Genomic DNA, 19,608 nt, shown 5'->3' with positions numbered 1-19,608 from the left:
TCTACCTCAGAAGGTCGCAGGTGTGTGCGGCTTGTAACTTCCGCCCGTCATGCACTTGCTAGCCTGCTCACTGCGGGCTTGCCGGTCTTGAATGCTAAGCAGGTGTTCGCGGGAGCAGTCCTGGCCCTCGGTTGGCTTGGCCTCGACTGGATCTTTCTCGAAGCAGCCGGTCAGCAGAGCGGCGACAGCAAGGAACAGAAGGACTCGTGCATTGCTCTTCATGGGATCACCACACTTGGGGTTTCAGAGGTTTGTAGGAGCCGCCGGTCATGCGCTGCTTCATCGCGGAGTCGCGGGCCGCTGCGTCGTTCTCAGAAGCGATCTTGTTGGCTAGAACGGTCTGCTCGGATGCCATGGCCGCTCGGATCTGCATCAGTTGCTGGGTCTGAGCGCTGGCCAGCTGGTTTGCCGCTTGAATAGCCTTCATTTGCCCGTCCGCATCACTGGCCTGAGCCTGGAGGCGTTCCAACTGGGCAGCGTCCGCCTTCAAGCTGCGCTGCTGCGAGTCGATGCTCCGGAACAGTTGGTCAGCGGACTGCTTCTGAGCGTCCAGCGCCATTTCCTGGGCCTTGCTGACTTCCTGTCGGTCATCGCTGGAGCAGCCGCGAGCGCTGTAGCAGGGCGAGGACTTGTAAAAGCCGGAGCTACGGTATTGCGACATATAGCTTTCGAGGTCGAAGCCTTGCTTGGAATAGAAATCCATCATTTGCTGAGTCTCGATAACTTTGCTGATTACCGAGTTGGCCTTGTCCCAAACATACATTGCAGGGGCGGCGGTGTTACGGATCATGTTGTCGTACTGATCGAGCTGGGTGTCGTACTGATCAATTTGGGTCATGTATTGATCCATCATTGTCAGCGACTGTGCGACAGCTTCGAAAGCAGTTACCAAGTTCTGCGAGAAGTTCCCGCCATCGAATACAGGGATGCCGGTAGCGTGTGCGTAGTTGGAAAAAAGACTGAAGTTAAGTGCAAAACTTAGAGCGATAACTCCCACCCTTTTAGCGGCTAAAGGCTTCATGAGTTTGTCCTTGAATTAGTAGTCGAAAGACTTGTAAGAGCGGCTGAGAGTTATGTCTTTGGTAACCACGACGTTGAATCGGTAGCCCGGACGAATTTCCAAGGTCGGAGCGACGTTCAGGTTCTTGGCAATCAGCTGTGCGGTGACTTGGCCGAGCTGCTGGCCGAGTGCCTCGCTCATCGCGCTGCTGGCGTCGGTTCGGTCGCTTTCGCCGGAGGACGAACGATCCTGGCTGAGTGAAATGCCGGCAGTGATTCCAGACATGAGGAAGGCCGACCCGAAGAGACGCATCAGGTGGTTGTTCACTTGATCGTTGAAGCCGGAATAGCCTGCCGCGTCTGCGCCTGCCATCGAGCCGATATCCAGAGCTTTGCCATCAGGGAAAACGATCCGCTGCCAAGCGACGAGCAAGCGCTCCTGGCCGTAGGCAACGTCTGATGCGTAGCTACCGACCAACCGCGCGCCCTGGGGAATCAGAACATTGCGCTGCGTGGCGGTGTCGTGAACGTCCTGATTCACCTGGGCGATGATCTGCCCGGGCAGATCGGAGTTGATGCCAGAAATCATCGTCGCTGGGATTACGAAGCCTGCTCGCAATTCATAAGCGCTACGCGGCTTCTGGACCGAAGAGTTGAGTTCCCAGCGGTCGGGAACGTCCTCGCCCCGGTCAAACTGCGAGTATGTCGCCTTGCTGCCGGTACGAATGAAAGGTGAGTCGCCCTCGGACGAGCTGTCTGCCTGCCCGTCACCCACCATCCCGCCGCTCGCCGCTGCGCGCTTTGCTGCTGCGAGCTTGGCCATGTAGTTAGCGGTCGGATCGGCCTGATTGGCCATCATCGCCTGGAGCTGATCCCGCTTTGCCTGGAGTGCCGCGCGCTGAGCGGCAATGCTGCTGCGCGATTGGTTACCACCACCCTCCTGGCGTCTACCCTCTCTGGCTTGTTCCAGACCATCGGCAGATACGGCGGTTTTCGCCTGGAGAGCCTGAGCGAAACGCTCGAATCGCTCTGTACGAGCTCTCTCGCGCATCTCATCGGTGATTGTGCTGTCGTGCGTATCCGGTGCCGGCGGGGCTTCAAGGTTGTCCGGAAGGACGACCTTAACGCTTCCCTGGGCACCATCGTTCCCTGGAGTGGCCTGAGCGACAGGTTCGGGTGCTACCGGCGCGACTGGCGCTGCTGGAGTTTCGGGTTGAATAAAGGATCCTTCGATGCCCGACGTAAGATCCTTGGCGAACGACTTCGAGCTGCGCGTGTTGGTGGCGGTCTGGGGAGCCGGTTCATCAGACTGTTTCTGCTGGTCGGCGCGGTCTTTCGCGCCCAGGGCAACAACCCCAACGCAAACCACTGCGATGCCAGCCATGAGCCAGATTGGTCCGTTATTGACTCGCTTGACCCCCGATCCTTTCGCGGAGCTGGGGGTGTGGTTTGGGGAGAGGAGATCCTCGGATACTTTGGCCATCAGCTCACTCCTTCCGCGTCCACAAGCCAGCTGGATAGATCCCTTCCGGTCTGGCTGCATAAGCTCGGGTGAGCGATTGCTTGCCGACACGAAGTGTCAGGCGATAGGCACTGGAGCCCTCTGGGCTGTCGAGGACATACGCCAGGGGGGTGCTGTTGCGCGGCAGCGGCGCGCTCGATTCGGATTGCTCCTGCACTGCATAGCCCTGTTGGCGAAGCGCGCGCAGAAGCGATTGGCCGAAGCGGTCGGAGGTGTCCTGTTGGACGATGAGACGAGTCTTGGCCGGCGGAAAGAAGAGAATCAGCTGCGACAACGAGTCGTTGACCATCACGGTGTTGGTGGCCACGTCTGCTTGCTGGGCGAAATTCCCGTAGTCGTGTGTTGCACAACCCTGGAGGACCAGGGCCGCGCACAGAACGAGTGCGTTGCGCATGGTCAATCCTCTTTGCTGATGGCAATGCGGAGCTGATCCTTGCCGACGCCACTCAGCAGCACCGCCTTGGAGAACAGCGAATCCACGATCATGCGTGTGCCACGGAAGCTGTAGTTGACCAGTTCGGTCTGATCGTCGCTGAACCAGCCGCCTTCCTTCCGGATCACCATGAGTACCGGAGCTGCATCCTGGCTGACGGACTTCGGGAACTCGATGATGGTCTTGATACCGTTGTTGTAGACGCGAACAGGCTTCCAAGGAGCATCACCTTTCACGTCATACGCGAAGCTCAGATTGCCCAGGTACTCTCCTGACTCTGGGATGGTGGCCTTCTTCTTGATCTCCTGGCGGCGCTTCGTCAGGGCCTCCCACTTGCGTGCGGCCTCCTCGGGGTAGTTGAAGGCGGCAGATTGCATGTAGTCCGTGCGATGCGAGCGAAGTTTGAAGTGGTAGGTTCGGCGGTCAGTGGCCACCATCAGGCTTGTCTCAAGGCCTACATCGTGTGCCTTGATGATGAGGTGCTGAACTTCGAATTCCCCCGAGCCGGTAATCGCCGGATCCACGCTCCAACGGATGGTGTCGCCCAGCTGGAGCGCGTTGACCTGCTCTCCGGCTTGGAGGGCTACGTCACACACCTGAAGTGGAGCGCAAACGACGGTCGGTTGCTCGGCACCAAACGTGAACATGACCCGGCCGGCCCCGCCATCGGTAGGGCCAACCGCGTAGCCTTTGCTTTGCTGCCAGCGCTGACTGATGGCAAGCGAGGCTTTCTCCTGTGGAGTCAGCTCGATGTTGTCCGGCGAGAGGTACAGGTCGGCAGCTTCATCAGCGATAGCTGCCAGCGGGGCGAGAACGGCCGCAACAGCGACGGCCAGTACGTGCTTTTGAATGCTCATCGTGTCGGCCTCAGACCTGTTTAGCCCAGTCGAAATCGCGGACGTAGAGGCGAATTGGGTTGCGCCACATGTCTTCCTGATCGTTGGTGTCCTGCTCTTGGTCCTTCTCATCGGTTGGATCCGCGAGATAGACCGTAACCAGCGCGCGCATTTGAATGGTGCTGAGCACCACGCCCTCCCGGTCCCGAGTCGTTTCGATCCAATCCACTTGCCACGTTTCCGGTGATTGCGGCATCACGGACCGGAGTTCAACCGAGACGGCTTCTTTCTTTGCGCGTACCCATGGCGTCTTCCCGCTGTCCGGATTGAGGAACTGGTTGGCTTTCTTGGTCGCCGGATCGTTGGACGAGAGCACCGCGTAGGTCTGGAAAATGGCCTTCCGCTGAAGGACCACATCCGGAGTCACCATGCGGATATCGGAGATGAACTGCGCCACCCTGGAGCGGACTACGCGGCGTACACGTTCGTCAGAGCCATTAAGTGGCTTGGCCGGGGCGTAGCTTTGCTGCTCGCCCAGGGCGTTCACCTCAACCACGTAGGGGACGAACTTCGACTGCTTGCCGATCTCGACGTTGCCCTTCACTGCGGTGAGTGCCACGAGCAACGAGAGAATGCCGATCACTTGCCAACCCTGTGCTTTGGTGACCAGGGATCCCACGTGGTCATTCCACGTACGGCGGGCAGCGACATAAGGGTTGCTTGGCGCGGCTACCGACTTGCGTTTGAAAATGCTGGAAAGCTTGTCTTTCAGGCTCATGCTGCCTCTCCGATCTTTGTTGCATCCAAGCCGCGAGAGCGCAGCCACTCACCAACCCATGCGTCGCCGTACTGGGCTTCGAACTGTTTCACCGACGCGACTGGATCCTTGCCGGCGATGCCCACGAAGGCGAGCTCAAGCGGACTCAGCGCGAGTTCGTACAAGCGGTGACCGTTCGCGGAGGCAAAGTAGTACTGCCGCTTGCGCACAGCGGTAGCGATGATCTGGATTTGTCGATCGTTGAGGCCCATGCGCCGGTAGAGGACTTTGTTGTCCTCTTGAAGGGCGTGGACGTTGGGAAGGAAGATCTTGGTGGCGGTGGATTCGAGAATCACATCGAAGATGCCGCAGTTGACGGCATCGCTGATGTTCTGGGTAGCCATGATCACCGAGCAGTTCGCCTTCCGGAGCACCTTCAGCCACTCGCGGATCCGCTCTTTGAACACTTCATCACCGAGCATCAGCCACGCTTCATCAAGGAACAGCGCGGCCGGCTGTCCGTTGAGCATTTTCTCGATGCGACGGAAAAGGTAGAGCAGTACCGGGAGAGCCCATTTGGCGCCCAGGTTCATCAGGTCTTCAATTTCGAAGACCGTGAAGTCGGACATTCCCAGGCCGTCCGTTTCAGCATCGAGGAGGAAGCCCATCTGGCCTTCGATGGTGTACTGCTGAAGTGCTGCACGTACCTTGATGTTCTGGACGGTTACGCAGAAGTCGGAGAGCGTCTTGGAGCCATCGTTGTGCATGGTCATGATGGCGTGGCCGATCTCGTTGCGCATCTCGGTGTCGGAGACAACGCCGTTCAACGCCAGGATGGTGTCGATCCAATCCATCGCCCATGCGCGGTCGGATTTCGTCTCAAGGAACTGCAAGGGGCAGAACGCCAACTTGCTGTCGTCGCCGGCAATGTTGAAGTGCAGGCCGGACTTGCCTTTGCTCGCCGCATTGATCCCCTTCGCCAAGGTGTACATCGAGTAACCCTTGTCGAAGGAAATCACCGTCATACCGGCATAGCGGCGTAGCTGTGCGGCGAGCTCAGCCAGATGCACGGATTTGCCGGCGCCGGTCGGGCCGACCATGAACAGGTGGCCAACGTCATCAACGTGGAGATTGAACCGGAACGGCGTAGCCCCGTTGGTGACGCAGTGCATCACAGCAGGCGCGCCGGCCGGGTACATCGGGCAAGGAGCGGTTGCGCTGCCAGTCCAGATCGAGCTGCTGGGCAACATGTGTGCGAGGTTCAGCGTGTTCACGATGGGGCGGCGGACGTTTTCTACACCGTGGCCCGGGATGCTTCCCAGGAAGGCGTCCATCGTGTTGATGGTTTCCACGCGTGCGGCAAATCCGAGGCTTTTGATCGCTGCAGCAACACGCTGTGCCGAAGCTTCAAGTACACCCCGGTCCTCGTCCATCAGAACCACGACGCTGGTGTAGAAGCCAGCGGCAACTAGGCCGCTATTGACCTCTGCAATCGAGCTGGAGGCATCGTCCACCATGGCTTTCGCGTCGAGATCGATGTTGCCCGAGTTCAGGTTGAAGACCTGATCGAAGAAGCCGCGCACCTTTTGGCGCCATAGCTTCCGGTACTTCTCAAGGTGACTGACAGCCTCGTGTTGGTCCATGAAGATGATGCGGTTGGACCAGCGGTATTCACACGCGAGCTCCGTCAGGGCGTTGAGCATCCCGGGTGAGGATTCCAGTGGGAATCCTTCGATGGCCACCACCTGGATGAACTTGCGGCCGATCTTCGGCACCACGCCTGTCCAGAGTTCTTGGCCACCCAAGATGGAGTCGAGGAAGGAGGGATTCGCCGGCAGCTGGATCGGCTGTGCATCGCCGCTGACGCAGAACTGCAACCAGCTCAGGAAGTCGTCATGAGTAACGACCTCGCCATTTTCAAGGATGGTTTCGTTCCCATGAAGACGAGTCATCTGCAAGACGGTCGAGAGGTTGTCTTGAAGGGTCGAGCAAGCCGTTTTGAACTGATCGAGGATTGCCTGAGCTCGCGCGGACTTGGTGGTAGCCGGAGTGTCATCGTCGAACATCAACTCGATGAACTTCTGCTTGGCGAGCATGGGCGGGTAGTAAGTCACGGTCAGGACGAAGTAGCCCTCATACATCGTTCCCAGCGACTCGAAACGCTCGCGGCGCTCTGCATCCATCGCTTCGGTCAGAGGATCCGGGAAATGCGACAGCTCTTCGCTGGGGTAGCTCGGCGCCGGACGCCGAGTTGCGTCCACGTGCACCATCCAGCCATTGCCGAGGCGGTTGAAAGCCTCGTTTATCCGGATGGCCACCATGTTGCGCTGCTCAGGTGTACTGCTGGCGTGGTCCTCTCCCTTGTACAGCCAGGAGGCCATGAGCGAGCCGTTTTTGCCGAGCACTACGCCGTCATCGATTACGGAGGCGTGTATGAGGAGATCAGCCAGACCGGCGTCTTTCGCACGGTGCTTTTTCAGCTTCAGATTGGCGTCAACTTGCAGGAGACGCGCGAATAGAAGGAGTACCAGCACGGCGCTCAGCACGACGGTGGCCATGTCGATCAGATCGGTCATTTGTACTGATTCCCTTGGCTGGTGGTGTTGATGCGGTACGGGGTGCTACGCGCGGGGTAGTAGCGCTTGTAGATGCGATGGCGCATGTAGACCTGCCTCATCGCAGGATCGGACTTGGCCATCCAGCGCAGCCCTTGAAGTGCGCCGAACCAGAGCAAGACGCCAACAACCATGGCGTCGATGCGCTGCACGCTGAAAACCAGGGTGAAGGCCAAGACCATGGAAGACATGACCAGCTCACGGTCCCCGCCCATGAACAAGGTCTTTCTGTTGCCCGCGCGACGAATTGGGACCGTGTGCAATGTCATCGTTACGCTGCTCGCACCTGTGCCGCTTGGGCGTGAACCGCGTTAGTGGAGGCCAGCTCGGCGCCACGGCCCATGGTGGTGCTCATGAAGTTCTGGGCACCAATCAGGAGAGAGATGAGGAGAACGAGGAACACGAGGGTTCGGAAGAAACCGCTCATGTCCCCACCGAAAATCAGAGTGATGCCTGCAACCACAATCCCGACGATGGACAGGGTGTAAGCGACTGGACCGGTTACAGAGGCGCGGATCTTGCCGAGGCCGTCCTCGTAAGGCATATCGCCGCCGGCGCCGACAGAAGCGAAGGCGTGTTCAGGGATCAGCAGCAGCACAGCCAGCATGACGGCGAGGCCGATAAGCATCAGCGGCATACGGTCAATGCGCAGGGTGTGGAGACTTGCGTACATGAGGAAACTCCTTACAGGGTGCGAGTGATGTAGCGGCCGTTTTCGAAGCCGGAAACCGAGATGATTTCCTGCACCTTGCGGCCTTCTGGGGTTCTGGCGATGAAGACGATCAGGTGAACCACCTCGCCAATGAGCGGTTCGATCTCTGCCGGTGCCGCGCGATTGCGCGTCACCAGAGATTTCATGCGGGTAAGGCCTTCAGCGCCGCTATTGGCATGGAGAGTGGCTGCGCCGCCCTCGTGGCCGGTGTTCCAGGCGTCTAGGAGGTCGAGTGCTTCGCCCCCGCGTACTTCGCCGACCAAGATGCGGTCGGGGCGCATGCGGAGCGTGGTGCGAAGCAGATCGGTCATGGATACGTCTGCTTCGAGATTGGTCCGGTACTGCACGAAGTTATGAGCAGTGCATTGGATTTCCCCGGTGTCCTCGATGACGACGACGCGCTCATGGGGAAACAGCGCCACCATCTCCGCGATGATCGCGTTGACCAATGTGGTCTTGCCGGAGCCCGTGCCGCCTACCACGAGGATGTTCCTGTGCTGGCGGATCGCCTCCTTGATGATGGCGTTTTGATCCGCCGTCATGATTTGGGCGTCAACGTATTGGTCCAGCGAATAGACCGCGATGGCCTTCTTACGAATGGAGAAGGTAGGGGCGCGAACTATGGGCGGAACCTGACCGGCGAAGCGTGAGCCATCAATAGGCCACTCCCCTTCCAGCAGGGGCTTCTGCCGCGTGACTTCCTTCCCATGGAAGCCCGCGACGGTTTTTATGATCGATTCCGCCAGTGCTGGCTTGATGGAGCCCAACTGCTGCATGGGCTGGCCGATCTTCTCTACCCAAAGCTTTCCGTCCCCATTGCACATCAGCTCAACGGTTTTCGGATCGCCCAGGGCATCGAGAATCAGTGCCCCCGAGTCCCTCTCAAGCTTCTTTCTAGCCCGCTCTGCAAAGCTGTCTTCTTGCTGCACCGTGTAGCCCTTTTCGATATCTCTAAAAGTGCGCAAACGATATAGCGAAATATAGATTCGTGCAAGCGAACGGAAACCGAGAGACAGCTAGCTGAATCTCGGCCTAGGAATGGCTGGAAGTACCGGAAAGACTGGGGTAAGGCTGTTGCAGAGGGTTTTTTTTAGCGGCTAAAACGCCATTCCCTGGCGTAAACCTGATCAGTGGCGGTTCTTTTCGAGAAGCTTCTTACGCGCTTCTTCTTCCCACTTGCGGACTACGAAAGCCTTTGAGGCCGGCAGGGTTGCGCAGATGCGGACGTACCCGTTAGGGAGGCTCTGCGGCATCTTGCCCCCGGCTATTGAGTCCAAAGAGTCTTGGTCAAGGTCGCTCGACTCAAGAAGCATAGGTAAGGGTGTGTCCAATGCCCTTGCGATTCTTTCCATGATCCGCAGTGACGGGTTGGCCTTTCCATTGGTTAAGTCCGAAAGGAAAGACACCGACATGTCTGCTTTCGCAGCGAGGTCGGACTTTGACATCCCCTTCTCATCTAAGACGCGAAGGATGTTGGTGAACAGGATTAGGTTGTACACAGTAGGCTTAGGCCCTTTTGCCTAGACAGAATTTTAGCCGCTAAAGCCTTGCATCCTTCCAAAGTGTTTAGCTAAACTATTCATGACTTGCCGTGTCAGGTGAGATTATCTGTCATTTGGTTTCGGTTTATCGGCAATCATACGCATAGGATATGTCCATCTGCCAGCATCGAATGCGCCCGCAACAGCGGCGCATTTTTTCAGTTTGGAAATTCGAAGGCAGTGATGGGGTCGAAAATACCTAACAGTGTCAGGTACAGCAAAAAAATCTGGCCAAAAAATCATCATCCGATGACCTCGCGCCGCTGGGGGCAAGGTAATCTGTAAGCCAGAATTCTTGGGGTGTCGCATGGATCAGGAAGAGTTCAACGAAGAAGAGTATAAGCGCAGGCTCATAGAGATGGGTGTCAGCGAGGAAGACGCTGCGGTCATTGCCGGCAATCGCGCTCGTACAGAAAACAAGGGACAGCGCACCAGGGCAAAGAAGCCGGCAGAGGGCAACGTCGAGAAGCGTGCTGTTCAAAAGGACGAAGCTCCTGCGCAGGTTGATGCCAAGGCACCCACGAAGCCGGCCAAGAAGCCTCGCCAGCGGCCCGCAGACGATGGACCTCGGGCTGTCAGACCCTCAAAGGCTGTGCGACGTTCCCCTCCGGTGCAATCGGGCACTGTTGAGCGTTTGGAAGGTGCTGGTGATCAGGCTGCGGTTACCAACACCGTGCAGCAAATGTCGTTGTTTGAAGTCGCGCCCTGGGATGACCACATGCGAGGCATGCCCAACGATATCGCGCGAACCGCGCTGTTCACCGTACGCAACAAGAGTGTTAAGCGTGAGGTGCTCCAGCAGCACCCGATCTACTCCTACAACGATGACGTGACTATCACGTACAGCGGGATCGAGCTGCGGGCAGAAGACGACGAACTGGTATGGCAGCAGGTGCTGGAGTACGCCAAGCGCTTCCCCCTTGGACACCCGATAACCTTTACCTTCTACGAGTTGTGCAAGGACCTGGGATGGTCCATCAACGGCCGCTACTACAAGAAGGCTGAGGAGTCACTAACGCGCTTGCAGGCCTCGGCCTTGCAGTATCACTCAAGCCGCGTTGGCAACATGGTGTCGCTTTCCCTTTTGCGCCGCTTTGGCATTCTCGACAAGGGTAAGCGCACTTCCCGGTGCCAAGTCGAACTTGAGGACGAAATGGTCCTGCTTTTCGCTGGGGGGAACTACTCGAAGATCGTTTGGGAGAAGTACCGCGATCTCAAACCTACGGCCCGTCGCCTATTCGACTACGTTGTGTCGCATCGTTCGCCCTACCCGCTCTCCTTGGAGCGTTTCAACAAAATGTGCGCGTCCGACTCGGATAGGCCTAACCGCTGGCGAGATCAGGTCAAACAGGCCTGCGCGGAGCTCAAGGAAAGTGGCTTGGTCGAGGACAGCTACGTGAACGGTGATCTGATCTACAACAAGCGAGGTCGCCCAGGACGTGTTGAGGAGGCCCCTGCCATCGAGGGGACCATGGAGTAAGGGGCCTTCGGCCCCTTTTCTTTTGGGTTGGTGGCAGCAGGCCATGCTGACAGATGAGGGGCATGCTCTGGCCTATTGGTGCTCCCAAGCAGCACCGGAGTTATCCACAGAATCTGTGGATAAAGCTGTTGACAAGCTGGAAATCTACTGACACTTGGCGGACACCTCTACTGACATATGGCGGGCGCGCTACTGACATATGGCGGGCAACCCTACTGACATATCAGGGACTCTCCACGGGTTATCCATTGACACTTGAAGGACAATATTATTGACATATCGGGGACTATGGAAATCGTCAGAGCCCTTTAAAATCAAGGGATACAGCCAACTTCTACAGCGCTCTAACCATATTCTTAACCTTTATCTTTTAACCAGCTTTTATAACCAAAAAGAAATAACCTTTTTTTCTTAACCATGGCCGCGCGAAAAACACGCGGCCGGCGGCTTTCAGCCGCGCCGAAGGGGGGAGACCCCCCTTCTCGAACCCTCCCGAGCCGCTGCGCGGCTCTCCCATCCCCCCCAAGAGCATGGATACCGCCGTAAACCAGGCTACGCCTGGAGGGGCAAGCCCCTCGGCCTGCGGCCTCACCCGCCTTAGCGGTCATGGACACAGCGGTCATCATCCATACAGCCAATGCAAGCTCTCCTATCGAGGTACGCTGCAAGCAGCTAGCACAGCGCCGCAGAAGGCCTAACCCAAGGGTTTTACGCCAGGATGGTGTTGGCCTTGAGCTCAGCAGCAGTACCACGCACATCGTCAGTGCTTGTTAGGCGGAAGGAGCATTTCCGCCAAGTGTCAACGGGGCCATCGGCCCAGGTCGGCAGTACCTCAAGTGTCAATATCGGTCGCACCAGGGCAAAGACGCGTGAATCTCGCGAGGATCCGCAGGGGAGCTGCCGAGCGCGCAGCAGAGGAAGGCCAATTTCCGGCGCTAACGCCTAATTTCCTTCGAATAAAGTCCCCCATCTGTCAAGAAGCTGAAACTGCTGGAACCCGCGTGGTTACTGGCGTTGACCGTGATTTGTCAAAAAAGGTTTAGCTAAAAAAAGTAGTTTAATAGGACAAAATGTCCTATAATTACCTCAAGGCCGGGCGCTTTGCCCAGGTCACTACCGGAGCTATCCGATGACGATGATGAATGCAGCAGTTGAAGAGGCCCAGATCGAGGCTGAGTTGCTCGTAGGCACTAGCAGGGTCAGTTTTCTCCCGCAGCTCTTTTGCGGTGGGGTCGTTCGCTTCATTGAGCCCCTCACTTTGTTCTGGATGCAGGCGCTGGCCCAGGACTACAACGGCAGTGAGTGGAACTACTACAAGCTGTCGAATGGCGGCTTTTACATGGCCCCAGATAAGCACACTTCTCTGTCGTTGCAGGTCCATGGGAATTACTTTGGCGGAACAATGAGCGCCGATGCCGCCGGCATTGTGGCGACGCTGTTCGCCCTGGGCGAGCTTGCTGCACGCACCGAGATCGGCCGTCTGAGCGATCTCTACCACCTGCTGCGCGCTTACGCTTGTCAGCATCCTGAGCGCGGCCAAATCCTCGCCGCCATTGACTGATCAGTCCGGGCCGCCGCGATGGCGGCCCTTCTGGGTGTTCCATGTCGTCCACTTACTGCAAGTCCTTCAATGATCAAATCACCAGCCGGGGAGCCGCGATCACTGCCGACAGGCTCCGTGAGGGCTCTATATCCGATAAGTCCGACTGGTGTCGCGTTTGCAAGCAACTGCTGCACCCGTATCCCGAACCCAGTTACTGGATGCAGTACCCGCTGCCGAGCTGCATCTTCATCGATGGTGTTCCGGTATGTGATGACTCCCGTCGCCCCTCATGTGTCAAGAAGTACCTCAAGGAGCACCCGACCCCACTATATCGGTCGGAGGATCCGCACCCCTTCACCAGAAACATGGAAGGCCTCGACGTGATCAGCGAAGCGCAACGTGTTCGAGCCGGCGCAGACGAAGCGCTTCTTCGAGAGAAGCTTGCAGACTGGCCACCAAGCTCTGCCACCGGCTACCGCGACAACGATTCGGTGAATTGGCGGAGCCCTTTCATGGGGCGAAAGCCCCCGGAGGATCCGGTCAAATTGAGAGTGAAACTCGAAGGCTTCCTCGCTTCTGGCCGGTCGAGCTTGGCGAGTGACTGTGCCCGTTACGACGCCGTCCGCGTGGGGGGATTGTCCGAGATATCGGATTACGACCTCTCGTTGGCCGGCTGGCAGGACTGCCCACCGACGATGCAGGCATGGCGAGCGGTCAACAGCGCACTTCGCTTGACGCATAACCATACGACCTACCAGCGCTCGTTGGTGCGATCTCTGATGGACAAGCTGGACGAACTCAATGAGGAGTTGGGAATGGCTGGACGAATCGATGTGCCGGCGGGCTTTGAGGTACTCGAAATTGAGCTTCCTCCGCATCAGGTGTTTGTCGCTCGAAAGTGGCAAGCCTCGGCCCTGGCCAAGCTGGGTAAAAAAGGGGATCTGGTAGACCTTCCTGGCAACCGCGTGCGTCTGCTGCTACCTGCACATCAGGCATTTCAGGTGAAGCAATGGGCATCGCTCGCGCACGCCAAGCGTGTGGCGTCAAATTCCGACATATCCCCAGCTGAGCTTCGACTTGTCGAAGGTGGTTTGATGGAAGACGGCCGCGATCTCGTAGAGGTCCAGCTGGAGCCCATTCGGGATAGCGATAGCACTTGGGTTACCGGATGGAGGATCCGCGTTCGAGATACCGTGGATCACTACTCCCCCTTGGCGTCACAACCGCGTTACTACGAGCTTTACCGTCCGCCGAGCACCCGTTCTGACGACTTTCGAATTTCTTGTGCGGAAGGCGCTTTTGGCGCGAGCGTGGTGCTGGAGCAGCTGAAAGAGGCTCTCGCCCAGGGTGGAGAGGAGGCTCGGGCCGTCATCAACCTTCAGGAAAGGATCCGCAGGCGTGCAAGGGACTGGAACCAGCTGCTATTGGACCTGGGGGACTTCATTCCCTTCCCGAAGCAGCGCTGCATAGTTGCGAAATCGAAGAGCAGTTACACCAAAGATGAAATGGGACGAGTTGTCGTCGTGACGCAAGTTTGCAGACAAACACGAACCGTATTCGCCTATGAAGATAAGCCCGTACGATACCGCCGCAATGCCCGTGGCCGGGAGGTTGTAGAATTCGATCCGAAGTCGATTCAGACCGTTTATAGCTGGAACGAGCTTCGCCCTTATATTGACTGAGGACCGACACTTGATCATCCGCCTTGAATGTCTAAGGCCCGCCGATGGTGGCTGGCAACAGCCTACTGCCGAAGAGGTCCGCGAGCTCCTTCGAATAATTGCCGACCGCAAGGGAATAACGAAATTTACCGGAGGTCAGGCTTCAAAGTTTCTCGGATTGGGGCCGGGTGGTGATCGCACTATCAGGCGGTGGACGGGCGGAGACACACCGATCCCGTATGCCGCGTGGGCACTGCTGTGCCACGAGGCAGGGCTTGGGGCAATCTGGGCGAAGAAGGGATAAAATTTTAGCGGCTAAAGGCCATCAAAGAGCCATTATTAGATTTTGAATAGGATAATTCGACCTATTCGCGGCCGTAATTCAGACTGCTTTTGTTGACATTTGAAGGACTTCGCCAAGCGTCTTTCCGGTCGATATTCGGTATAAAGAACTGATTGAGCCTCAATTCTCCGGCTTAATGTTCGATATATCAATTGATTTGTGCGCGATTTGAGAGGGAATTGACCTCGAAAGCCCCGGGAGCCGTGGTTTGGAGATCAAGTGAGGTGTGGGGATCTTGTCCGTCAAGAGTCAACAACGGAAATAGCGCGCCCAGGGCGAGAGATATAGAGCCGGCGCCAGGAGGGCATGATGATCGAGCTTGTGATTTGGGTAATTTTTGGCGTGCTGCCAATTTTTGCGGCATCTGCCGCCTTGATCTGGCGCCTACGGGCTGATGTTGAAGGACGGGGTTAGTAATGATCTATCGAGCAATTGCCAGTTCTAATGATCCGCACTGGAGCGACCGTGATGCCATGGAACGCGTCGTGTTCTTCGAGGCCTCCAACCGGACCGAGGCCCACAAGCGGCTGAAAGAGTTGCTCGCAGCGGTATGGGCTGTCAGCCCTGAAACCCTCGATTATTACAATCTCGAGGACGAGTACGAGATCCTCGCGCAGGCGCTGGGAGGCGAAGAAACGGGGGATCATCGTTTCTTCGAGATGGGCGCCGGCTACGGTCACCCTATGTACACAGGAGCTAACGGTCAGCCGCTGATGCTGCTACAGCGGAACCTGGATAGGCTCATGATTGCTTACCTCACATTGCCCCATCGCGGCGAAACAGGGCTTCGGGTCTTCCTGGGGAGGTTTGACTGATGGATGACTTCAATGGCCTTTTCCAGCGCGCAGAGGCCGCGCGCAAGGCCGAGCTCAAGATGGCGCTGCACGACCGCTTGCTGTGGGCCGACCAGTTCGTCAGCGTACTCTGCGGGGGCATTAAGGGGGTCGCCGTGTATGCGGCGCTTGCCATAGGCCTTGAGAGGTACGGCCTGCCGAGAGAGTTTGCAGCTCCTCTGTCTGGGCTTATCGTCCTTCCAATCGTTGCCATCAATCCACGTCGCTTCTTCTGGAAAAATGTGTTCTCGGAGCGCGCAGACGCGGCCTTTGAAAACGCTATCCGCAACGACTATCGCAACTAAGAGATCTGCCCATGCTTGAGTTAGGAGTCGTTTGAATGATCGAAGAGCGGGTTAGAACTCTTGTCCGATTTATGGGCGCCACAAAGCTAGCTGAAGCCACGGCGATCACTGAGAGACAGCGTTGGCAGACCGTCGCGACAAACCGGAAGGTGAAAGTGCGGATCGAAGATCTGGAAGAACTGCTGCGAGTATTCCCTCAGTACGAGCTCTGGCTATTGAAGGGCGTGACCGACACCGAGCGTGGCCAGATCGCGCCTGAACACTCAGATAACAGGGACACTGCATCATGATGATCGACGCCACACCCTTCCTGCCCCTGCTCGCCACGATGAAGGAGGCCGAGGCCGACAAAGCCGCCTCGGATGCCGAATTTGCCGCACTGAGTCGGACTGAGCAGCAGGCCCAGGTGGATCACTTCTGGACCCGTGATCGGGCATCGCAGCAGGCATATGACGCTGCCCGCGATGCGCTGATCGTTGCGGTGCGTGCCGCCATCACCCAGTCGAGCTGAAAGGACCGCCCCGGCCTTCACCGGGGCGCCTCGGATGCCGAAGGGAGTGGGTGGCGGTAGTGCCACTCAGCCTGGATCATGGGAAGTACGTTCGGTAGCAGAACTATTGCCAAGGTGGCGAGCAAGCGTTTCAGCATCGAGAGGTGTCCTTATGGTCGGTGCGCAATTGTCCCGTTCAGGCCGGGGGAAAAACCTGTTGTGGGTTTTCCGTTGCCTCAAGCCTGCCGTCACGACGCTTTTCCAGACAGCTCTACAGGGGTGACCACTCTCCGACTGGGCATCACGACCCGCCATCGATCAACCCCTCCGACAGCTCTCTCCTAAAATTTTTTTCGCCTAGTCGCTGCGCGGTTTTGCGCCGATGTATAACCAAGTTTCGCGAGTTGGGAAGTGGTCAAGGCTCATTCTTGCTGGCAGCATATGAGTTATCAGGGCCAACCGTAGTCCTGTGTCCACCTAACTCAGAGGCATCTCAATGTCCGATATCCTGCAAGCTATCAGCGCCATTATTGGCACCATCCGCTCCATCCTCTGGCTCGCCGCCAAGCTCAAAGAGTGGTCCGAGCGTCGCTCCAAACCCAAATCAAAGGCCAACCGCCGGCGCCGATCTGGCCGCGAGCAGCCAAGGCCGCCCCGCTCGCGTAGTGTGTCGCGCCGGCGCAGGCCGCGACGCACCGCGTAAAACAGAAAGCCGACCAAATGGTCGGTTTTTTTGTAGCACCACGGGTGTCCCTGCTGTCGTTCTAACGGTACTCGCGGGCTACTATTGGGCCTCCATATGAGCAGGAGCGCTCCCATGACGCAGCAAGACGATCCCGGCTTGGCCGGCTTCGAGCACGAGACCTTTAGCAGCGACGAGACTTACGACGCAGCGGAAAAGCAGCGTTTGATCTCCGAAGTCCTAGCTCTGCTACCCGGCGCTGTCGATACCCGAGGATTCCGCATGGTACGGAGCGAGCTATTAGCCCGTGCTGATGGTCTGACGCCCGATGGAACGCTTGGAGCGATCATCTATGGCGTTGCGCTTGGATTGTGGGCCGGGGCGATGCTAAGCGACCAACAGTTGGCTGACTTCAAGGAGCAGCTCGCCGAACGCCTGCCGCTGGGGAGTTGAGGCATGACAGCTGGCTATTACCCTGATCATGACTACGAGCTGCGTCGTATGAACGGCGACGACTGCCTCGATCCTGTTGCTGCCTACTACCTACAAGGGCAGGATCTCTATCGCGCGCAGCAGCTGCTCCGCCAGAACCCTGTGAATCGTTTCGAGGGGAAACCGGTAGGGCATGTGGAGCTGAACAGCTCTCTGAGGCCTTATCGTGTGTTGGCGGGAGCAGAGACGCTGGGCGAGATAGAGCTTGCCGCTGGCGTCTTTACCTCGGTCGAAGGCGAGCGCTATTGGCTCAAGCCCATCCAGTTGTGAGGACGGACTGTGCGCAAACGTCCCTACAGCGCGTACGCGCACTACCGGTTGCTTGACCAGAACGGCAATCCTGCTGGGTTCATCCGAGATGGGGTGTACAAGGGCCATGATTTCCAAGTCACCCCGCTCTCTCCCTGGGACGGGACGGTGCTCGGCATTGATCGCGATCCTCCCGAGCTGATGGACCGTTCCAAGCGGCTCGGCGTGATCCTGGGCACGCGTCTTCGGTTCGATTCCGGTGAGGTGCTGCATCTAGTACCGATGACCCGAGGAGGAGATCCGCATCGAGATCCGCGAATAGAGGATCTCGATCAGTTCCGTGTCATGTTGCAGGCCCAGGAGCTAGCCGAGGATGCCGGCGAATTTCAGCGCGCTGCTGAAATTGGCCGGAGTCTGGATCTGGCGGCGTTCTACGAATGTCCTCATTGCCACAATGACCCCTGCGCGCGGGAAGCCTGCGAACTATGTCACGGCGATGGATTCGTCTGGGAAGGAATCGATCTCGATCCATGACATGCGCCCTGCTACAGCTATTTGCCCCGGCATGGCAAAATCGCGCACTCAATGACGGACTGAGCAATAGATGGGCAAGGCAATCGCGGGGATCGCTTGGACGGCGAAAAATGTCAGAGGGACGACTTATGACTTGAGTCATCTGCACCCGCACCTTTGGGAAGTGACCATTCCGGCAGATGCCAAGAACTCAGAAATGATTCTGAGGGTCAACGTTACCTATGGGTTGCACTGTTTTGCTCGCTCTCCTCTTCAGGGGGAGCAGGTCGATCCAGAGCTTTCATACAGCGACTCGCGGGAAACACGCGTCTTCTGTGACGTGCGATGGGAGCTGTCAAAGCAGTTGCCCGCCATCATCTCAACGCTCGGTGAGCGGCGCGTCATGCACACGGGGCGCGAGGAGTTCGTCACCCTGGAAGTCGTTCACCAGGGGAAAACGATTGAATACGCAGTTTTCTTCACCGTCACCAAGGCCGCGAAAGTCGAAGGCGTTCACCTGAACCTATTCGTGAACAGCGCTCATGAGCGATACGACCCGCTCCGCTATCCGAAGCCGATCAAATTCAAGTTCATCCTGCTGAACCGCTACCAGGGCAAACAGATCAAGGTCCCGCGCTGAACCTAGAAAAGAAAAACCCCGCCGAAGCGGGGTTTTTTAATCCGGAATCTCTTGGTTATCCCACACTATGGTGCGGACCCCCGGAGGGGCGGATGGGCGCTTTCGCCGGTCTGCGCTACCTGTTACGAGTGATGTTATTGCCTTGTGACGGCGCCGTCAATGATGCGTAGATGATGCAATGATGAGTGCAGTATAATTATTCGATATAATCGAATAATGTTTTCTAAAATGGTTGTACGCCAAGGGAAGAGAGTTTAGCGGCTAAAGTATTTGTGCCGACAGACGGTTGACAGTGGCTAGCTAAATTTGCTTGATAATTAGGACGAAATGTCCTATTATTATCTTGACAGTTCGGGGGAGGGAGATGTGCCCCGGACTGGTCCGGGGCACTGGCCTCGGTGCTGTCACACTAAGACCCAGGCGTCGCGGAGCGTTTGCCTGTACCATCATTGAAATGGAAGTGCATGGAGGGGTCAAGATGGGTAATGTCTACGAGTTTCGGAAGCCAGCTAATCTGGGGAATTCAGCTCCCGCAGCTGAGTCTGTTCCCCGCAATGAAGCTTCCCATCCTGCCCTCAAGTCCGGCTCGAAAACTGCTGGCCGTGTCGTTCTCCGTGCGCTCCACACTCTAATTGTCTTGGCGTGGCCTGTGCTGAAATGGGTGCTGAGTATCTTCGTTGCGCTCAAGGGCATTTCTGCCATGTACCACTGGAATGACCCAGCATCCCATGCCGGCTGGGAGTTCCTGGGCTGCTTTGCTCTGCTGGTCGCCCTTACCTGCGTGGTGAACAACTACCGCCGCAGCAAGCCCTGATCCGGGCTCACGAAAGAACCGGCGCTGCCGGTTTTTTTTCGCCTGCTGGAAATTTTAGCGGCTAAAAATGTTGCTTCCGAGTTTTTGTTTAGCTAAACTTGTTATCAACAGGGCGGCTGTCACCGCCTTCTCAGAAACCAAGTCGCGG

Annotated in this window: 24 protein-coding genes; 13 read left to right on the top strand and 11 right to left on the bottom strand. The window is 57.4% G+C overall.

The window, feature by feature from the left end; all coding sequences use genetic code 11:
* Positions 1-6 precede the first annotated feature (6 nt).
* From trbK to IB261_RS30640, 11 genes are all read right to left on the bottom strand, one after another.
* Complete coding sequence (gene trbK / locus IB261_RS30690) at positions 7-222, bottom strand: entry exclusion lipoprotein TrbK (RefSeq protein ID WP_192383899.1); 216 nt, start codon at positions 220-222, stop codon at positions 7-9.
* Positions 223-226: 4 nt separating this feature from the next.
* Positions 227-1,021 (bottom strand): P-type conjugative transfer protein TrbJ, encoded by a 795-nt coding sequence (gene trbJ / locus IB261_RS30685; RefSeq protein WP_192383900.1) that lies wholly within the window; start codon positions 1,019-1,021, stop codon positions 227-229.
* A 15-nt stretch (positions 1,022-1,036) separates the two neighbouring features.
* Positions 1,037-2,482, bottom strand: coding sequence for a TrbI/VirB10 family protein (locus IB261_RS30680; protein ID WP_192383901.1), 1,446 nt, complete (start codon positions 2,480-2,482; stop codon positions 1,037-1,039).
* A 4-nt stretch (positions 2,483-2,486) separates the two neighbouring features.
* Complete coding sequence (locus tag IB261_RS30675) at positions 2,487-2,915, bottom strand: conjugal transfer lipoprotein TrbH (RefSeq protein ID WP_192383902.1); 429 nt, start codon at positions 2,913-2,915, stop codon at positions 2,487-2,489.
* Positions 2,916-2,917: 2 nt separating this feature from the next.
* Positions 2,918-3,811, bottom strand: a complete 894-nt coding sequence (gene trbG / locus IB261_RS30670) for a P-type conjugative transfer protein TrbG (RefSeq protein WP_225606223.1) — start codon at positions 3,809-3,811, stop codon at positions 2,918-2,920.
* A 10-nt stretch (positions 3,812-3,821) separates the two neighbouring features.
* Positions 3,822-4,568 (bottom strand): VirB8/TrbF family protein, encoded by a 747-nt coding sequence (locus IB261_RS30665; RefSeq protein ID WP_192383903.1) that lies wholly within the window; start codon positions 4,566-4,568, stop codon positions 3,822-3,824.
* A complete protein-coding gene (locus tag IB261_RS30660) occupies positions 4,565-7,123 on the bottom strand; it encodes a VirB4 family type IV secretion/conjugal transfer ATPase (RefSeq protein ID WP_192383904.1) in 2,559 nt (852 codons plus the stop codon). The genes IB261_RS30665 and IB261_RS30660 overlap by 4 nt, the downstream gene beginning before the upstream one ends.
* On the bottom strand, positions 7,120-7,431 hold the full coding sequence (locus IB261_RS30655) for a conjugal transfer protein TrbD (protein ID WP_192383905.1): 312 nt from the start codon (positions 7,429-7,431) through the stop codon (positions 7,120-7,122). The genes IB261_RS30660 and IB261_RS30655 overlap by 4 nt, the downstream gene beginning before the upstream one ends.
* Positions 7,432-7,433: 2 nt before the next feature.
* Positions 7,434-7,835: a TrbC/VirB2 family protein gene (locus tag IB261_RS30650; protein WP_192383906.1), complete on the bottom strand. Its 402-nt coding sequence runs from the start codon at positions 7,833-7,835 to the stop codon at positions 7,434-7,436.
* Between the two features lie 11 nt (positions 7,836-7,846).
* Positions 7,847-8,803, bottom strand: coding sequence for a P-type conjugative transfer ATPase TrbB (gene trbB / locus IB261_RS30645; protein ID WP_427871415.1), 957 nt, complete (start codon positions 8,801-8,803; stop codon positions 7,847-7,849).
* A gap of 198 nt (positions 8,804-9,001) precedes the next feature.
* Positions 9,002-9,373, bottom strand: a complete 372-nt coding sequence (locus tag IB261_RS30640) for a transcriptional regulator (protein ID WP_192383854.1) — start codon at positions 9,371-9,373, stop codon at positions 9,002-9,004.
* A 349-nt stretch (positions 9,374-9,722) separates the two neighbouring features.
* Here IB261_RS30640 and trfA point away from each other — a divergent pair, with 349 nt between their 5' ends.
* The 13 genes from trfA to kleE all read left to right on the top strand — a co-directional run bounded on the left by trfA (position 9,723) and on the right by kleE (position 19,460).
* Positions 9,723-10,895, top strand: a complete 1,173-nt coding sequence (gene trfA / locus IB261_RS30635) for a plasmid replication initiator TrfA (protein ID WP_192383855.1) — start codon at positions 9,723-9,725, stop codon at positions 10,893-10,895.
* 1,129 nt (positions 10,896-12,024) lie between these two features.
* Positions 12,025-12,456 (top strand): antirestriction protein, encoded by a 432-nt coding sequence (locus IB261_RS30630; RefSeq protein WP_225606221.1) that lies wholly within the window; start codon positions 12,025-12,027, stop codon positions 12,454-12,456.
* A gap of 41 nt (positions 12,457-12,497) precedes the next feature.
* The gene (locus tag IB261_RS30625; protein ID WP_192383856.1) at positions 12,498-14,120 is read left to right on the top strand and encodes a hypothetical protein; all 1,623 of its coding nucleotides are present in this window, start codon (positions 12,498-12,500) and stop codon (positions 14,118-14,120) included.
* Complete coding sequence (locus IB261_RS30620; RefSeq protein WP_192383857.1) at positions 14,113-14,403, top strand: KorC repressor protein; 291 nt, start codon at positions 14,113-14,115, stop codon at positions 14,401-14,403. Before IB261_RS30625 ends, IB261_RS30620 begins: the two co-directional genes overlap by 8 nt.
* A 455-nt stretch (positions 14,404-14,858) precedes the next feature.
* Positions 14,859-15,257: a hypothetical protein gene (locus tag IB261_RS30615; RefSeq protein WP_192383858.1), complete on the top strand. Its 399-nt coding sequence runs from the start codon at positions 14,859-14,861 to the stop codon at positions 15,255-15,257.
* Positions 15,257-15,580 carry a hypothetical protein gene (locus IB261_RS30610; RefSeq protein ID WP_192383859.1) on the top strand — a complete coding sequence of 108 codons (324 nt, stop codon included), beginning with the start codon at positions 15,257-15,259 and terminating at the stop codon, positions 15,578-15,580. The genes IB261_RS30615 and IB261_RS30610 overlap by 1 nt, the downstream gene beginning before the upstream one ends.
* Before the next feature lie 35 nt (positions 15,581-15,615).
* Positions 15,616-15,870 (top strand): DNA-binding protein, encoded by a 255-nt coding sequence (locus tag IB261_RS30605; RefSeq protein WP_192383860.1) that lies wholly within the window; start codon positions 15,616-15,618, stop codon positions 15,868-15,870.
* Positions 15,867-16,091, top strand: coding sequence for a hypothetical protein (locus IB261_RS30600; protein ID WP_192383861.1), 225 nt, complete (start codon positions 15,867-15,869; stop codon positions 16,089-16,091). The genes IB261_RS30605 and IB261_RS30600 overlap by 4 nt, the downstream gene beginning before the upstream one ends.
* A 796-nt stretch (positions 16,092-16,887) precedes the next feature.
* Positions 16,888-17,205, top strand: a complete 318-nt coding sequence (locus tag IB261_RS30595; RefSeq protein WP_192383862.1) for a hypothetical protein — start codon at positions 16,888-16,890, stop codon at positions 17,203-17,205.
* A 3-nt stretch (positions 17,206-17,208) separates the two neighbouring features.
* Entirely contained in the window at positions 17,209-17,514 is a 306-nt protein-coding gene (locus tag IB261_RS30590; protein ID WP_192383863.1) for a hypothetical protein, read from the top strand.
* A 9-nt stretch (positions 17,515-17,523) separates the two neighbouring features.
* Positions 17,524-18,027, top strand: coding sequence for a hypothetical protein (locus tag IB261_RS30585; RefSeq protein ID WP_192383864.1), 504 nt, complete (start codon positions 17,524-17,526; stop codon positions 18,025-18,027).
* Between the two features lie 70 nt (positions 18,028-18,097).
* Entirely contained in the window at positions 18,098-18,646 is a 549-nt protein-coding gene (locus IB261_RS30580; RefSeq protein ID WP_192383865.1) for a YjaZ family protein, read from the top strand.
* 478 nt (positions 18,647-19,124) lie between these two features.
* Positions 19,125-19,460, top strand: a complete 336-nt coding sequence (kleE, locus tag IB261_RS30575) for a KleE stable inheritance protein (protein WP_192383866.1) — start codon at positions 19,125-19,127, stop codon at positions 19,458-19,460.
* The last annotated feature ends 148 nt before the right edge of the window (positions 19,461-19,608 follow it).

The organism is Pseudomonas sp. PDM20 (genome assembly GCF_014852575.3).
Lineage (GTDB): Bacteria > Pseudomonadota > Gammaproteobacteria > Pseudomonadales > Pseudomonadaceae > Pseudomonas.
This window is presented reverse-complemented; position numbering and strand designations above follow the sequence as displayed.

Bases quoted from the DNA above. Each gene is read 5' to 3' on its own strand.
- trbK (WP_192383899.1), bottom strand. From the start codon at position 222: ATGAAGAGCAATGCACGAGTCCTTCTGTTCCTTGCTGTCGCCGCTCTG.
- trbJ (WP_192383900.1), bottom strand. From the start codon at position 1,021: ATGAAGCCTTTAGCCGCTAAAAGGGTGGGAGTTATCGCTCTAAGTTTT.
- IB261_RS30680 (WP_192383901.1), bottom strand. From the start codon at position 2,482: ATGGCCAAAGTATCCGAGGATCTCCTCTCCCCAAACCACACCCCCAGC.
- IB261_RS30675 (WP_192383902.1), bottom strand. From the start codon at position 2,915: ATGCGCAACGCACTCGTTCTGTGCGCGGCCCTGGTCCTCCAGGGTTGT.
- trbG (WP_225606223.1), bottom strand. From the start codon at position 3,811: ATGAGCATTCAAAAGCACGTACTGGCCGTCGCTGTTGCGGCCGTTCTC.
- IB261_RS30665 (WP_192383903.1), bottom strand. From the start codon at position 4,568: ATGAGCCTGAAAGACAAGCTTTCCAGCATTTTCAAACGCAAGTCGGTA.
- IB261_RS30660 (WP_192383904.1), bottom strand. From the start codon at position 7,123: ATGACCGATCTGATCGACATGGCCACCGTCGTGCTGAGCGCCGTGCTG.
- IB261_RS30655 (WP_192383905.1), bottom strand. From the start codon at position 7,431: ATGACATTGCACACGGTCCCAATTCGTCGCGCGGGCAACAGAAAGACC.
- IB261_RS30650 (WP_192383906.1), bottom strand. From the start codon at position 7,835: ATGTACGCAAGTCTCCACACCCTGCGCATTGACCGTATGCCGCTGATG.
- trfA (WP_192383855.1), top strand. From the start codon at position 9,723: ATGGATCAGGAAGAGTTCAACGAAGAAGAGTATAAGCGCAGGCTCATA.
- IB261_RS30630 (WP_225606221.1), top strand. From the start codon at position 12,025: ATGACGATGATGAATGCAGCAGTTGAAGAGGCCCAGATCGAGGCTGAG.
- IB261_RS30625 (WP_192383856.1), top strand. From the start codon at position 12,498: ATGTCGTCCACTTACTGCAAGTCCTTCAATGATCAAATCACCAGCCGG.
- IB261_RS30615 (WP_192383858.1), top strand. From the start codon at position 14,859: ATGATCTATCGAGCAATTGCCAGTTCTAATGATCCGCACTGGAGCGAC.
- IB261_RS30610 (WP_192383859.1), top strand. From the start codon at position 15,257: ATGGATGACTTCAATGGCCTTTTCCAGCGCGCAGAGGCCGCGCGCAAG.
- IB261_RS30605 (WP_192383860.1), top strand. From the start codon at position 15,616: ATGATCGAAGAGCGGGTTAGAACTCTTGTCCGATTTATGGGCGCCACA.
- IB261_RS30600 (WP_192383861.1), top strand. From the start codon at position 15,867: ATGATGATCGACGCCACACCCTTCCTGCCCCTGCTCGCCACGATGAAG.
- IB261_RS30595 (WP_192383862.1), top strand. From the start codon at position 16,888: ATGACGCAGCAAGACGATCCCGGCTTGGCCGGCTTCGAGCACGAGACC.
- IB261_RS30590 (WP_192383863.1), top strand. From the start codon at position 17,209: ATGACAGCTGGCTATTACCCTGATCATGACTACGAGCTGCGTCGTATG.
- IB261_RS30580 (WP_192383865.1), top strand. From the start codon at position 18,098: ATGGGCAAGGCAATCGCGGGGATCGCTTGGACGGCGAAAAATGTCAGA.
- kleE (WP_192383866.1), top strand. From the start codon at position 19,125: ATGGGTAATGTCTACGAGTTTCGGAAGCCAGCTAATCTGGGGAATTCA.